The 13,401-nt window shown below is 66.2% G+C and carries 15 protein-coding genes; all 15 read right to left on the bottom strand.

Translation table 11 applies throughout. The features are described from left to right. Positions 1-350: 350 nt before the first annotated feature. Positions 351-647 carry a DUF6072 family protein gene (locus AAHM41_RS05380; RefSeq protein WP_342235490.1) on the bottom strand — a complete coding sequence of 99 codons (297 nt, stop codon included), beginning with the start codon at positions 645-647 and terminating at the stop codon, positions 351-353. Positions 648-1,519: 872 nt separating this feature from the next. Further along, positions 1,520-1,906 (bottom strand): class I SAM-dependent methyltransferase, encoded by a 387-nt coding sequence (locus AAHM41_RS05375; protein WP_342235517.1) that lies wholly within the window; start codon positions 1,904-1,906, stop codon positions 1,520-1,522. A 147-nt stretch (positions 1,907-2,053) separates the two neighbouring features. Beyond that, positions 2,054-2,677, bottom strand: a complete 624-nt coding sequence (locus tag AAHM41_RS05370; protein ID WP_342235489.1) for a UbiX family flavin prenyltransferase — start codon at positions 2,675-2,677, stop codon at positions 2,054-2,056. 30 nt (positions 2,678-2,707) lie between these two features. Beyond that, a complete protein-coding gene (locus AAHM41_RS05365; protein WP_342235488.1) occupies positions 2,708-3,280 on the bottom strand; it encodes an anthrone oxygenase family protein in 573 nt (190 codons plus the stop codon). Positions 3,281-3,320: 40 nt separating this feature from the next. Next, a complete protein-coding gene (locus AAHM41_RS05360; RefSeq protein ID WP_342235487.1) occupies positions 3,321-3,959 on the bottom strand; it encodes a hypothetical protein in 639 nt (212 codons plus the stop codon). 69 nt (positions 3,960-4,028) lie between these two features. Continuing rightward, positions 4,029-4,700 carry a transglutaminase-like domain-containing protein gene (locus AAHM41_RS05355; protein ID WP_342235486.1) on the bottom strand — a complete coding sequence of 224 codons (672 nt, stop codon included), beginning with the start codon at positions 4,698-4,700 and terminating at the stop codon, positions 4,029-4,031. Between the two features lie 8 nt (positions 4,701-4,708). Then, complete coding sequence (locus AAHM41_RS05350) at positions 4,709-6,049, bottom strand: sensor histidine kinase (RefSeq protein ID WP_342235485.1); 1,341 nt, start codon at positions 6,047-6,049, stop codon at positions 4,709-4,711. Next, entirely contained in the window at positions 6,046-6,795 is a 750-nt protein-coding gene (locus AAHM41_RS05345) for a response regulator transcription factor (protein ID WP_342235484.1), read from the bottom strand. Before AAHM41_RS05345 ends, AAHM41_RS05350 begins: the two co-directional genes overlap by 4 nt. 102 nt (positions 6,796-6,897) lie before the next feature. Then, on the bottom strand, positions 6,898-8,397 hold the full coding sequence (locus AAHM41_RS05340) for a hypothetical protein (RefSeq protein ID WP_342235483.1): 1,500 nt from the start codon (positions 8,395-8,397) through the stop codon (positions 6,898-6,900). A gap of 6 nt (positions 8,398-8,403) precedes the next feature. Next, the gene (locus tag AAHM41_RS05335; RefSeq protein WP_342235482.1) at positions 8,404-9,195 is read right to left on the bottom strand and encodes an outer membrane lipoprotein-sorting protein; all 792 of its coding nucleotides are present in this window, start codon (positions 9,193-9,195) and stop codon (positions 8,404-8,406) included. Positions 9,196-9,212: 17 nt separating this feature from the next. Continuing rightward, positions 9,213-10,601 (bottom strand): ABC transporter permease, encoded by a 1,389-nt coding sequence (locus AAHM41_RS05330; protein WP_342235481.1) that lies wholly within the window; start codon positions 10,599-10,601, stop codon positions 9,213-9,215. Continuing rightward, entirely contained in the window at positions 10,598-11,398 is an 801-nt protein-coding gene (locus tag AAHM41_RS05325) for an ABC transporter ATP-binding protein (RefSeq protein WP_342235480.1), read from the bottom strand. The genes AAHM41_RS05330 and AAHM41_RS05325 overlap by 4 nt, the downstream gene beginning before the upstream one ends. 154 nt (positions 11,399-11,552) lie before the next feature. Then, positions 11,553-12,698: an acyl-CoA dehydrogenase family protein gene (locus AAHM41_RS05320; RefSeq protein WP_342235479.1), complete on the bottom strand. Its 1,146-nt coding sequence runs from the start codon at positions 12,696-12,698 to the stop codon at positions 11,553-11,555. A gap of 130 nt (positions 12,699-12,828) precedes the next feature. Further along, entirely contained in the window at positions 12,829-13,203 is a 375-nt protein-coding gene (locus tag AAHM41_RS05315) for an ectoine synthase (RefSeq protein WP_342235478.1), read from the bottom strand. Between the two features lie 18 nt (positions 13,204-13,221). Further along, a partial coding sequence (locus AAHM41_RS05310; protein WP_342235477.1) for a hypothetical protein occupies positions 13,222-13,401 on the bottom strand: 180 nt, incomplete at its 5' end.

The raw sequence follows: 13,401 nt of genomic DNA, 5'->3' as shown, positions 1-13,401 counted from the left end.
ATTCGGGCAGTATTCGGAAATTCGGGCAGTATTCGCCTATCGTCGGAAATCCTGGTCGCTCCAGGACAATCCGAGTTCCGACATGCCGCAGAGCGACCCCGCGGATGCTTCAGAGCAAGGCTAAAGCAACGGCAATCCGAGCGCTGGACAGCACCGGGAGCCGGAAACTATTCGGTTGCACGACTCCGCGGGGGAGATCGCAGGATTGGGGTCACCGGGCCCGTCGCATATCACGGCGATCGGCAATGACGATCCGGCGGAATTGCCGGGCAGGCACTCCTGCCGGATCGTTGCCCTTCAGGCGGAAACGCGACGTATCACGGCGCAGGCGAGGTCCAACTCGATCCTGCTTACCTCTTCCAGAGGGCCGCCCCTCTGGTGCTCATGCTGTACGAATTCGCCCGGATGCCGATCACGGCCAGCGCAGCCAGCACAGGCATCGTCGGGGCGAGCACCGCGAGCGCGACGCCGTTGGCCAGGAAATGCCCGACGCCGCTGGCGACGTTGCCGGCGATCAACTGGCTTGCGCCCGGGACGAGGATCTCGCCGGCGACTCTCGCCGTGTTCAGCAACTCATTCTGCGGCGGCGCCTCTTCGAGGATCGAAGCAGCCGGCGCGGCGGTCTTTTCAGTCGCAGTCGGGGACATTCTCAATCTCCTTGTGAAAAATGCAAAAAGCGGACGATCTCGAATTACCGGTATCCCTGACCATCTGGCGGATCCCGCGGCGGCGACCCCGCAGCCGAGCCGTGCAGACGGCAGGACATGTGTCTTGGCGCAGGATGCTTTCGAGCCGCGCATGGGTCAATAGAAATCGGCAAAACTCTTATCGAGGATTTACATTTATTTGTATGGATCAGGCTGTCACGTAGTCGAAAGAATGGACGCCTCGATCCAGATCTCCATTGTTGGCGGCCGCACTCAAAGGCTGCGACAGAAATTTGATATATCCTTTCGATTTTCCACAAATCTCTGTCAGACTAACAGATCTTAGAAGGGAGTATTCTAATATTGGAAGAAAGCATAAAGCCGTATTTCGTGGAAATATTATATCACAAACACAGATGCCACGAATCCAATATAGGATATTTATCCTCTTATTTCTGCTATCGCCCAGATTGTCGCAAGATGATTCGTAAAAACCCCACAGGGTAGTTGCGAGAGATGGAAAATCCGCCGGGCGATAGCTGAATCCGGTGGATTTCGAGATTGGCGGTTCCGCGCTTCAGTTGCATCGCGATGCCCTTCCCTCCCCGTCCTCGGTCCCCGGTCTTTCGCCGGGTCGGCGAGGACAACCACATCGTCAGGGTCCAGCAGCAATCCGGATCTATTCGACGTCTGGCGCCATCCGCGCCATGGCGGTGCCGCGCGGTTCCAACGCGAAGTCCGAGACCGCCAGCGCGATGGCGCCGGTGCCGATGAAGCCGAACGCCTGGTTGCCATGCCGGTGGTCAGGTCGACCGTTGCCGCGACGCCGGCCCCGAAATAGGTGACGAGGTCGGTGCCGATGCCGCCGTCGATCACATCCGCGCCAGCGCCGCCACGGAGGATGCCGTTACCTTCGAAGCTACACCCGGGCGCTGGATGACGCCTTCCTGTTGGAACACGATCTGGGTCTCGATCGGCTCGATGACCGGAGCGCGGAGGCCGGCCGCGCGGCACAGCGTCAGCAGCCCGGACCGGGTGCAGAAGGGAAACCGGCGGCTTTTATCCAGGGCGGCGGCGCGCGGGTCGATGTCGGCGGCCGCCTTCCAGAAGGCGTCGATGAAGCCGATCCCACCGCCGGGATAGTCCCAGACATAGAAGCCCAGCAGCCCGCCCGGCCGCAGCACCCGCTGCATCTCGGCCAGCACCGCCGGCCGGTCGGTGATGAAGTTGAGGACAAGCGCCGAGGTGACGACGTCAATGGTGTCGCCCCCCAGTCCGCCAGAATCGCAATCCAGCAGCCCCGCAGCGGGCTGAACTGTTCGATCAGCTCCGGTCCGGGTACATCCGGGCAGCCCCCTCCCAGGTCAGCTGCATCAGGTTCTGCCGCGCGGTCACGCTGGCGGGGATCACCCTCGTCCGGTCGAGGCGACGATGCCCATCTGCCGTTTTCGCTCTGCGACCTCGAGACCCGTCCAGCGGTTCACGAGTCCGGCATCGAGATCGAACAGGTCGAGAAGCCTGCCGACGGTATGATCGACGATGTCGTCGATCGAGAGCGGCCTGGCATAGAAGGCAGGCACGGGCGGGAAGATGATCCCGCCTGCCTCGGTGACGGCCGTCATCGCCCGCAGATGGCCCAGATGCAGCGGCGTCTCGCGGGCCATCAGGACCAGCCGGCGCCGCTCCTTCAGGCAGACGTCGGCCGCGCGGGTGAGCAGGTTGGAGGTGTTGCCGAAGGCGATCTCCGCCAGCGACTTCATCGAGCATGGCGCCACGATCATGCCCATGGTCCGGAACGAGCCCGACGCTATGGCGGCTCCGACATCGTTGACGGCATACGACATGCTCGCCAGGGCGCGGATGTCCCTGACCGGCAGCACGCTCTCATGGACCGCGGTCATCTCTCCGGCGCGGGAGATCACCAGATGCGTCTCGACCGCAAGCTCGCGCAGGATCTCCAGCAGCCGGACGGCGTAGACCACGCCGCTGGCGCCGGAGATGCCAAGGACAAGGCGTCGGGGTGACTGCATCGCATCCATCCTCCGGTTGATGGCCCGCCCTCATCGACCGCTGGCCCGGCCGCCCCGCCCTGTCGCCGCGGCCACCAGGGCGGCCGAGAACAGGATGAAGGCGGCGAGGCTGGCCAAGGTGCGGACATGGTTCCAGCGCGTCCAGTCCTCGAGATAGCCCAGCATCACCGGCGCATTCTCCGCCAGGCGCGGATCGAGGGGTTCGAGCATGCGGTTGAGCGGGACGTTGAAGCCGACGGTCGTGCCGGCCGCTCCGGCGACGTAGACCGCGGCGCCGGCAAGGGCGAGCCAGGACCAGGCGCCGCGACGGTGGATCGCGGCCAGGACAAGGACCGCCAGGCAGCTCACGATCGCCCCGGCGAAGACCAGGCCGAAGACCGCATTGCGCACGGCGGCATTGATGGCCTGCATCGCCGCCATCGCGTCCAGCGGGTCCAGCGCGGCCAGCCCCGGCATCACCACGATGGAGAACGACCAGAAGAAGCCGGCCATGGTCCCGGCCAGCAGCGTGGCCGCGAACACCAGCCAGACGCCCGCACCGGCCCGAACGCCCGCTGCACTGCCATCCGTCGCGGACCGTTCCGCCGATCTCACGCCGATCATCGCCGACCTCCCTGCATCGCCTCCGCCCCGCGCGATCCGGTCACCCCGGCCCTGCGGCGCCCGGCCGAAGGCGGCCCGCGCCGCGCGAGGCGGCCAGCCATCCGGCGAACCGCCGCGTGACCCATGGGACGATGAACCAGACCATGAGGGGCACCATCACCACCGACAGGATCAAGGTCCGCATCGGCAGGGGATAGGATTCGACGAGCGGCGACAGCAGCCAGAGCAGCAGCGTGATGGTGGGATAGACGCTGACCATCATCACGACCGCCATCTTGTGCCGGGGTGGCGGCGCCGGCCGGCGCTGCGGCAGCACGAGCTCGACATCGTCGTCGCTCCCGACGATCTCCGGCGCCGCCGGCGCATCCTCCAGACCGGCCCGGGCGTTCAGCCAGCACCGCCACGCCTCCGACCGGCACCACAGCCGATAGGCGCTCCGGCTGTCGAACCGGATCACGGCACAGCCGGCCCAGGCCGGGCCGGCCGATTGCCAGACCGGCATCGCCAGCCGGCACCCGGCAGCGGCCCGGGCGGCCGCGAGCATCGCCGCCAGCGCCTGGCGGCACTCCGCGAGGCGCTCCGGCCGCGGATGGACCACGATCCGAAGGCTGATCGGGGTGCCCGGCTCGGGCATGGTGTCGGCGGCCCTCGCGCCCTCGATCGACGATACGCCCGCCATGTCGCCCTCCTTCTCCCCCGGCCCGGTCAGCCAATCGCGTCCCGGGGCCGATGCGTGCGATGAGTCGGCTCAGTGCTCGGCCAGATCGGCCGCCAGCGAGCCCGTCCGGAACCGGTGACCGCCCGCGAACAGGTTGGGATGCGCCTGCCGCAGGCCCGCGATCACCTGGTCGTAGGGCAGATCGTCGAACTCCCCGTGTTCGCGCACGAACTCCATGTATTTCCGGCCCTGCGCGTCGAAGGGGTGGTGCAGGCTGTCGCTCCGGCCGTCGAACTCCAGCGCCCGGATGCCGTAGAGCTGGCACAGCCTCTGGTTGAACACCGGCGTGGCCCGAAGCCACCTGCCCTCGAGCTGGATCGAGACGAAGCAGTGGTAGTGGAAGACATCGCCGCCGACGAACAGGCGCAGCCGGTCCGAGGTCACATGATTTCTGGCATCCGTGAGGACCAGACGGCTGGGAATGCCGATCGATCGCACCGCGGCGGCATAGACGATGGATTTGTGGATGCACAGGCCGCTGCCGGACCGGATCACCGCGCTGGCCCGCAGGCCCTGACGCGACAGATCCGCGTTGTAGATCTCGTAGAAGATGCCGTCGCGAACGGCGTAGTAGAGCTTGACGGCCCTGTCCCGCTGCGACCCGTCGCCCTCGCCCAGCACCCGGCCGACGAAGCCCTGCACCTCGGGCGAATGGTAGTCCAGGAAATCCGTTGGGCCGGTCGACGGTCCTGCGAGCGCCATGGTCGCCTCTACTTCTGCTCGGAGATGAGGGCCCCGGGGAGGGTCACCATCACGGTCGTCCCTTCCCCGGGTCGGCTGAGGATCTTCAGATTCCCTTCATGCCCTTTGACGATGGTGTCGCAGAGATAGAGGCCGAGGCCGTAGCCGCCGGAGTCGCGCTGGCGCGATTCATCCAGCCTCCAGAACGGCTCGGTGATGAAGGGGATCTTTTCGGCAGGGATGCCGGTGCCCTGATCGGCCACCGAGATGACGAGCGAATTCGTCGGCTCCTCGCCATCCGCCACCACCACGCGGATCGGCTGATTCAGGCCATACCGGACGGCGTTGGACACCAGGTTCTTGATCACCAGGGTCATGCCGAAGGCGTCGGCATAGAACTTCGTGTGCGCCGTCCGCATGTCGAGCTGCAGCCGCCGCTCCACCTGCAGACCCCGATGCTGGCGATAGCATTCCGAGATCGCGTTGCGGAAGAAGGGCTTGAGGGCGATCTCGGACCTGACGATCTTGCCTTCCTTGTTCTGGTGCCGCTCGGTCTCCAGGATCGCGTCCAGCAGATCGCCGACATTGTCGATGTCGCGGGAGATCTCGTTGCGGAGCTTGTCGTCCTCGATCAGGTCCTTGCGCACCTTAAGCCGCGCCAGCGGCGTCCGGACCTCATGCGGGATCGCCAGCAGCATGTGCTTGCGGGCGGTGTTGACGTGGTCCAGCCGTTCGAGCATCCCGTTGAAGCTGTTGGCCAGGTCGCGGAACTCGCCATAGGTCTTGGCGATCGGCACCCGGAACGACAGGTTCCCCGAATCGACGTTGCGGACGACGCGCTTGAACACCTGGAACGGCGCGGTCAGGTACCGGATCGCGAAGTAGTTCACGATGAGCACGCAGATGATGGTCAGCAGCACGATCGCTACCAGGGTCATCGCCTGCTGCGACAGCGGCTCGCCGAACTGGGGCAGGACGACGATCTTGTCGTCCTTCAGCGCCGCGGCGATATAGCGGTTCTTGTAGGTCGTGATCGCGATCCCGTCGTGATCGTTGCGGATCATCGCCAGGAGCTCGTCGAACGGGATGCCCGAATCCTTCGGCAGGTTGTCGAGCGGGTAGACCTCGAAGATGTTGCCGTCGATATGGCTGTTGCGCAGCGTCGCAACGTCCTGGGTGTTGATGAAGTAGTTGAACAGCGCCTTGGACAGGTAGCGCCGCGGATGCTCGTCGGCGACGCGCTGCAGGCATGCGATCGCGACCACGGCCACGATCAGCGTCGAGATCAGCGTGTTCGCCAGAAGCGACATGAACACCGACCGGGAGGCCAGCCGGGAGATCAGGCCGCCGCTTGTTGCCGCGATCGTCATGCGCCGGCCATATCGTTGACCACCCGCTGCCCGATCAGGCTGTAGCCGCGGCCCCGCACGGTGCGGATGAAATCCACATCGGAGTTGACGGATCGCAGCTTGTGGCGAAGGCGGTAGATCATGGCGTCGATGCTGCGCGAGTAGATCCGGTTCACGCCCTGCAGGGCGAAGATCAGGTCGTCCCGGTTTAGGATCCGCCCGGCCTCCTTGCACAGCAGGACCAGCAGGTCGAATTCCATCGATGTCAGCGGCACATTCGCCCGCCCGACATAGACCCGGGCGTTCACCCGATCGACCACCAGATGGGTGCCGTCGATCTGGAAGCAGAACGACGCCTCCCGGCGCTCGTGCTCGCCGCCCGGCTCGTTCTCCGGCACGCCGAAGCGGCGCCGGACGGCATGGATCCGGGCCACCAGTTCCCGCGGCTCGAACGGCTTGGTGACATAGTCGTCGGCGCCGGTCTCGAGCCCCACGACCAGGTCGGTCAGGTCGGTCCGCGCCGTCAGCATGATGATCGGGATGTGCTTGTAGACGCCCGCCGACGCCCGGACGTGGCGGCAGACGTCGAAGCCGTTGATCTTCGGCAGCATGATGTCCAGCAGCAGCAGGTCATAGGAATTTTTCTTCAGCTTCTGGAGCCCGTCCTCGGGCCGCTGCGCGGCATCGAGGTCGATGCTGTAGGTCTTCAGGACGGGCTGCATTGCACGCGCGAGCTCGAGATCATCGTCGATCAGCAGAACCTTCATGGCCGGCTCCTCTTGTCGCGATTGCAGCCGAAATCATAGCCGAAACAGGGCCGAAGGTTATCAACCGTGTGGCGTGCCCGGGATGATCGCGCATCGCCCGCCTCAGAACACATAGGTAAGCGACAGCTTGGCACCGAACTGGGACGGCTGGCTGCCGAACACGCTCTCGTTCCCGCCCGTCGCGACATAGGTCGAAACTCCCAGCTGCAGTGCGTCCAGAACGTCGACGTCGAGGTCGGCCTGGATCAGCGCGCTGCCATCCTGTGGCGAGACGAAGGCGATCGCGCTGAGATCCGCGTCATCCCACAGGTCCGTCCAGGCGAAGCGGAAGAACAGCTGGTGCTCCGTCAGCGGCTCCTGCCGCCGGGAGGCGTTGCTGCGCACCGCCCACAGCGCCGATGGGCTGGCCGCGCCCGAGCGTCCCGCATCGAACCATTCCGCCAGCTCGCCGGCGGACAGGCCCGCCTGGTTGAAATGGTATTCGGCCGTCAGCGTCACGTCCTCGTTGCCGACCCAGTCGAAGGGCAGCGACCAGGTGGCGCCGACCGCCAGCTGGTTCTGCAGGCTGCGATGCCCGCTGCCCCCCAGCGCGCGGCGCACCCCGTCCGGCAGCGGCGTCCACCGGCTGCTCTCGTCGACCAGGTTGTAGCGGTACTGGGCGGACCACTCGCCGAACAGCACCACCGTCTCCGACACCGCCATGCTGAGCTCGACGCCGGCGCCCGGCTGGTCCGGCTCGTAGAACAGATGGAAGGTCGTCGACAGGTTGGTCGAGCCGAGCGGAGTCAGCTTGGCGAAGACGGCGGTGTCGGCATTGGTGCGGTCGAGGCCAAGCCCCATGACCTTGCCGTCCGTCAGCCAATGGTCCGGCTCGGTGTCGAATTCGGGCCGGTAGCCCAGCGCCAGGACCAGGTCGTCATTGTGCCAGATGCCCTGGGCGACCACGGTGCCCAGCCGGTCCTCGCGCCGATCCATCGTGTCGAAGGTGTCGGCCACGACCAGGCTGTCGACCTTGAACCAGTCGGTCGGGTTGAAGCCGGTGGCGACGCCGCTGCGGATGTTGATCCGGCCGGCTTCGAGGTTGAGCCAGTCCGTGGCCTTCACGTCGAAGGCGAGCTCCTGGACGTCGAGATGGCTGTCCTCGTCGAGCTCGTAGTCCTCGCCGTCGGCGAAGCGCGTGCGCAGCCGGAGATTGGCCAGGAGCCCGACGCGGTCACTGAGAGACGGATGCCCGTACATTCTGAGATCCAATCGATCTGCCCATTCCGGCCCCGGCGGCCCCACCGGTACCACCGGATCGCGGTACGAGGTGAAGAAGCCGGTCGAGGCGACCTTGAACTGGAACGGCCCGCCGCGGCCCGCCCCGCCCTCGGAGTCGTCGCCCTCCGGCCCCTCGGCGCCGGCCGGAAATTCCTGTAGGTCCGGCAGGATCGGTGGGCCGGCCTGGCCCGTGGGCGGCGACGCCGTGCCCTCTCCCGTATCCGCCCCGGCCGGAATCTCCGGCACCTCCGGCAGGACCGGTGGCTCTACCTGGCCTGCGGCCGGCGCTGCCGTCCCGGCGCCGAGGATCGCGGCCAGGCAGAGGGTACGGAGAGGGGCCATGGCGGGTCACGGCTTCCGGAAGCTCGGCAGCCAGCTGTTGCTGAACCAGGATTGCGGCAGGTCCTGCGTCCGGAAGTTGGACATCCGCATCAGCGTGACGTTCTGCGGATCGAAGCCGTCGGCGATCACCACCTCGGTCGGCCGCGTCTCCCCGAGCACCGGCCGCCAGCCGCGATACCAGGCCGCCTTCAGCAGCCGCCCGCTCTGGGTGAAGAACTCCCCCTTCACCGGCCGGGAGGTCGTCTTGTCGACCCACAGATCGATGGCGTTGTAGGGCGTGATGTCGCTCTCCGACGTCAGGTGCAGCCGGTAGGCCGGCGTCATCCGGCGGTCGCCGTCCATGACCTCCTCCTCGCCGATCAGCTCGACCTGATAGTCGAGGGCGAAGTTGGCGGTCACGACGTCGCCGTTGGAGGCGTTGCCGACCAGGCGTTGCCGCGGCGACAGCCGGACGCTGGCCTTCGACGCCGGGTCGAAGAACCACAGCAGGTTGCCGTTGCGCAGGATGATCTTGCCTTCGTCCCGGTTCGGCTGCTCGATGTAGACGAGGCTCAGGAATTGGCCGTTGTTCGAGTCCTTGCGGGAATGCGTCGTCACCGTCGTGCTGTCGGTCTTGCGCCCCTTCTCATAGGCCACCAGATCGACATCGACGATGAAGGATGTCTGCGGGTTGCGGATCGCGTCGGCGCGCGACAGCAGCGCGACCGCGTCCGCCCCGGCCTCTGCCGGTCCGGCGGCGAGCAGGGCGGCGAAGACCGCCAGGCCCGCAAGGGCTGTCCACTTCGATCGAGCGTTCATCTGCTGTTCTCCTTTCCTCAGGCGTGATGCAGGGCCCGGACGATCGGGATGCGCACGGCGTTGGACGCGGGCAGGATCGAGGCCGCGACCGTCACCAGCGCCAGGAAGGCCACCGTCCCGGCCATCAGGATCGGGTTCTCTGTCACCATCAGGTGGATCGTCATCGGCGTGGCGTTGCTGGGCGGCGTCCACTGGATGCCGGCCTGGTTCAGCAGCGCGGCCACGGCGACGCCCAGCAACAGCGACAGCAGCGCCCCGACCAGGCCGAGGAGGAAGCTCTCGGTCAGGAACTGGCGGAACACGCTGCCCCGGCGCAGGCCAAGCGCCCGGATCGTCCCGACCTCGTTGATCCGCTCCATCACCGTCATCGTGACGGTGTTGATGATGGTGAAGACGATGACGATGGTCAGGACAAGCGCGACCGCGCCGAAGATCACCGAGAACATGCCGAAGATCCGCGGGAAGGTCGGATCGACCTCGTCGAAGGTCAGGACCTCGAGATCGAAGCCGGCGTCCTTGAGATGGGTCTGCAGCTGGGACCGCAGGGCGCCGACCGTCTCCGGATCGAAGGCTTGGATGACCAGCGAGGTCGCCTTCCTGTCGCTGCCGTAGAGCAGGGTGCGGGCCTGGTCGAAATGCAGCATGACCATGGCGTTGTCGACCGCGCGGATCGGCTGCGCCATGGCGCTGTTGACGAAGACGCTGACGATGTTGGGCGCGCCGGCGGAGGTCGCGGCCAGCAGGTCGAGGCGCGGCCGGGTCTCGCCGGCGGCCCCGGCGGCGTTCGCCGCGTCGGCGACCGGCTGGACCAGCTCCGAGAAATCCGCGGTCTCCCCGCCCCCGGCCGCCGGATGGGCCGGCGGATCCTGGCAGGCCGCCACCTTCAGCTCGTCGCAGAGCCCGATCATGCGGGCCATGCCGACACCAACGATCGCGCCGTCGACATCGGCGGCGGCCAGATCGACGGCGGGTTGCCGCAGCCCCAGCTGCCAGCTGTCCCAGGTCCGCATCTGGTTGAAGTCGGACGGGATCACCCCCTTGCCGATGAAGGTCTTGCTGTTGTCCTCGCGACTGTTGCCGGCGATGCCGCCCAGCGCGATCTGCGGCGTGATCACCGCGATCTGCCGGCTGAGCCCGGGATTGTCGCGGATGGCGTGCTGCACCGCCTCGTAGTCGTCGATGGTGTAGGCGTCCGGATCGGCGGCCCCGTATTCCATGTAGCCGCGCTTGAAGATCTGGATATGGCCCTGCTCCTGCACGATCGAGGTCTGCAGGCCGAACCAGATCGAGGTGACGAAGCCGCCGAACAGCAGCATCGCCATGCCGCTGATGGCGATGGCCAGGACGGTCATCAGCGACCGCCGGCGGTTGCGGAACAGGTTCCGCGTCGCGACTTGCCAGATCATGGCGATTTCTCCGAATGCTCGATCTGCCCGTCGACGATGTGGAGCAGGTTGCCGTGCCCCCGGATCAGCTCCATGTCGTGGGTGCAGAAGACGAAGGTCGTGTTGCAGTCCTGCTGGATGCGGGCCATCAGCTCGACGATCTCGCGCGAGGTCCGCGAGTCCAGGTTCGCCGTCGGCTCGTCGGCGATGATCATGGCGGGCTCGCCGGCCAGGGCGCGGGCGATCGCGACGCGTTGCTGCTGGCCACCGCTGAGCGCGCCGGGCCGGCGGTCGAGCATGTCCTGCAGCCCGACGGCGCGGAGATACTTCTCCGCCCGGTCCTCGCGCTCCATCCGCGGCAGGCGGCGCCGCAGCAGCGTGTATTCGACGTTCTCCTTGGCGGAGAGAACGGGGATCAGGCTGAAATGCTGGAAGATGTAGCCGATGCTGCGGGACCGGAAATCCGCGGCGGCGCCGTCCGACAGGCCGCCGACATCGGTGCCCATGATCGTGATCGACCCGGTGTCGGGCTTGTCGATCACGCCCAGCAGGTTCAGGAAGGTCGTCTTGCCGCTGCCCGAAGGCCCGACGACATAGGTCGTCTCGCCGATCGGGATGCGGCAGGAGATGCCGCGCAGCGCCGGGACGATCACGCTTCCCGACCGGTAGGATTTGGCGACGTTGACGAAGTCCGCGATGTATTCCTGCGGCAGCCCCCGCTGAAGTTCACTGGGCTGGCGTTGGGTATTCAGCGCACGACCGGCCCTGGTCTTTACTCCCAAGGCCGATCCCTGTTCGGCTGCCAGTCGGTACGACATGAGATCTCCATTGGTTGGAGTGCAATGCATGGGTGGATTAGAGCAGATTGGCGTGTAACAAAGTGTTATTTCCGGTAACAATTCGGCTTCGTTGAAGAACTCTGTTCCGGCTGATGTTTGCGAATGCCGGTATCGATGCGTGAACGGCAATCGATCAGAGGCCGAGCATCTTGGCGATGCGGTCGCGCTGGATTTCCGATGTGCCGGAATAGATCGTGCCGGCGACGGCGTTCCTGAGGTCTTTCTCCAGCCCGAACTCGGTCATGTAGCCGTTGCCGCCGAAGATCTGGACCGCGTCCATCGCCGACGCGACATTGCCTTCGCTGGCCAGCAGCTTGGCGATCGAAATGTCGGTCGTGACGTTCTCGTCGTTCAGAAACCGGCGGGCGGTCTGGTACAGCCAGATCCGCGATGTCTCCAGCCGCATCAGCATGTCGACGATCTTGTTGGCGACGGATTGGAACGACCCGATCGGCCGGTCGAACTGGCGGCGCGTCTTGGCATAGTCGACGCAGCGCTCGAACCGGTATCGCATCTCGCCGACATTGACGATGAAGGAGCAGAGGATCTCCCACTTCATCACATGATCGAGGATGGAGAAGCCCAGCCCGGGGCCGCCGAGGACGCTGAATTTCGGGACCCGGCAATCGTCGAAGAACAGCTCGCACAGCGGCGAGGTCCTGAGCCCCATCTTCTCGATCGGCCGGCCGATGCTGAAGCCCGGGGTGCCGCGCTCGATGACGAAGGCGGTGACGCCCAGCGCCCCATGCTTCGGCTCGGTGCGCACATAGACGACGAACAGGTCGGCCACCGGGCCGTTGCTGACGAAGGTCTTGCTGCCGTTGATGACGTAGCCGTCGCCATCGGCCGAAAGCCGCGCGGTGGTGCGCATGCTCAGCGCATCCGAACCGCTGCCCGGCTCGGTGATCGCGTGCGCGCCGATCGTGGCCCCGTCGCACAGACCCGCCATGTAGCGGTCCTTCAGCGCCGTGGACCCGAAGCGCTGGATCGGCACGCCGGTGCTGCACAGATGGGTGCAGATCGAGAAGATCAGCCCGCCGTTCCGGCAGCCATGGCCGAGATCCTCCAGCAGGGACATGGTGGTCAGGAGGTCCTGGCCCAGCCCGCCCCACCGCTCGTCGAAAGGCACCCGCAGCAGGCCGCTCTCGCAGACCAGCCGCCAGAGCGCGTCCGGAAACACGGCGCGCCGGTCGAGCTCGATGTGATCGGCGCTCAGGCGCTCATGCCAGCGCCGCAACGCGTCGCGCAGCCTGAGCTGGTCCTCGGTCCAAGCGATCATGCTCCCTCTCCCCCCGAAGCACCGGCCCGGCCGGCGCTGGACGTCCGGGACCGAGCCCCCCACGGTCCCGGACGCCCGTGCCGCTGCGCGCCCTCCCCCGAAGACCGGCGCGCAGACGGATGCCCCGGCGCTAGTAGTGCGACGAGACTTCCCCCGCCAAGCTGTGGCGCTCATCCCCCTGCAGCGCCGGCGAGAACACACAGACCAGGCGCAGATCCTCGTTCGGATCCGCGATCAGGTAGTGCGCATCGTGCCGGTCGAGCGCGTACATCACGCCGGGCTCGATCGGATGGAGGGTGCCGTCGAGATCCTCGACCATGCCCCGTCCCTCGATGCAGTAGCAGGCCTCGAGATGGTTGCGGTATTCGAGCAGCGACCGCGTTCCGGCCCGCACCACGGTGTCCGTGAGCGAGTATCCCATCCCGTCGGCATTCAGCAGAAACCGGCGGCTGAGGCCATTGCCCCATTCCACGGTCTTCACGTCGGACAGTCGACGAATGATCATGTCACTCTCCCCTGTGTCCTAGAGTTCGACGACATCGCAAAAGAATTGACCCACCGAGTGATCGTGATTGAGCAGGGTTGCGGTTCTCCTTTTGGCCAGTGGATGACGTGTGAGCGGGCTGCTGACCGCGCCGGGCCGGAACTCGATGGTCAGTTCCTCTTCGTCCGGGATCGGCCGCGGCAGCCGCGCGCCGAGCAG

It is taken from the genome of Inquilinus sp. OTU3971 (assembly GCF_038440215.1).
This window is presented reverse-complemented; position numbering and strand designations above follow the sequence as displayed.

Excerpts from the sequence above, each read along its gene's own strand:
- AAHM41_RS05380 (WP_342235490.1), bottom strand. The coding sequence starts at position 647 with ATGTCCCCGACTGCGACTGAAAAGACCGCCGCGCCGGCTGCTTCGATC.
- AAHM41_RS05370 (WP_342235489.1), bottom strand. The coding sequence starts at position 2,677 with ATGCAGTCACCCCGACGCCTTGTCCTTGGCATCTCCGGCGCCAGCGGC.
- AAHM41_RS05365 (WP_342235488.1), bottom strand. The coding sequence starts at position 3,280 with ATGATCGGCGTGAGATCGGCGGAACGGTCCGCGACGGATGGCAGTGCA.
- AAHM41_RS05360 (WP_342235487.1), bottom strand. The coding sequence starts at position 3,959 with ATGGCGGGCGTATCGTCGATCGAGGGCGCGAGGGCCGCCGACACCATG.
- AAHM41_RS05355 (WP_342235486.1), bottom strand. The coding sequence starts at position 4,700 with ATGGCGCTCGCAGGACCGTCGACCGGCCCAACGGATTTCCTGGACTAC.
- AAHM41_RS05350 (WP_342235485.1), bottom strand. The coding sequence starts at position 6,049 with ATGACGATCGCGGCAACAAGCGGCGGCCTGATCTCCCGGCTGGCCTCC.
- AAHM41_RS05345 (WP_342235484.1), bottom strand. The coding sequence starts at position 6,795 with ATGAAGGTTCTGCTGATCGACGATGATCTCGAGCTCGCGCGTGCAATG.
- AAHM41_RS05340 (WP_342235483.1), bottom strand. The coding sequence starts at position 8,397 with ATGGCCCCTCTCCGTACCCTCTGCCTGGCCGCGATCCTCGGCGCCGGG.
- AAHM41_RS05335 (WP_342235482.1), bottom strand. The coding sequence starts at position 9,195 with ATGAACGCTCGATCGAAGTGGACAGCCCTTGCGGGCCTGGCGGTCTTC.
- AAHM41_RS05330 (WP_342235481.1), bottom strand. The coding sequence starts at position 10,601 with ATGATCTGGCAAGTCGCGACGCGGAACCTGTTCCGCAACCGCCGGCGG.
- AAHM41_RS05325 (WP_342235480.1), bottom strand. The coding sequence starts at position 11,398 with ATGTCGTACCGACTGGCAGCCGAACAGGGATCGGCCTTGGGAGTAAAG.
- AAHM41_RS05320 (WP_342235479.1), bottom strand. The coding sequence starts at position 12,698 with ATGATCGCTTGGACCGAGGACCAGCTCAGGCTGCGCGACGCGTTGCGG.
- AAHM41_RS05315 (WP_342235478.1), bottom strand. The coding sequence starts at position 13,203 with ATGATCATTCGTCGACTGTCCGACGTGAAGACCGTGGAATGGGGCAAT.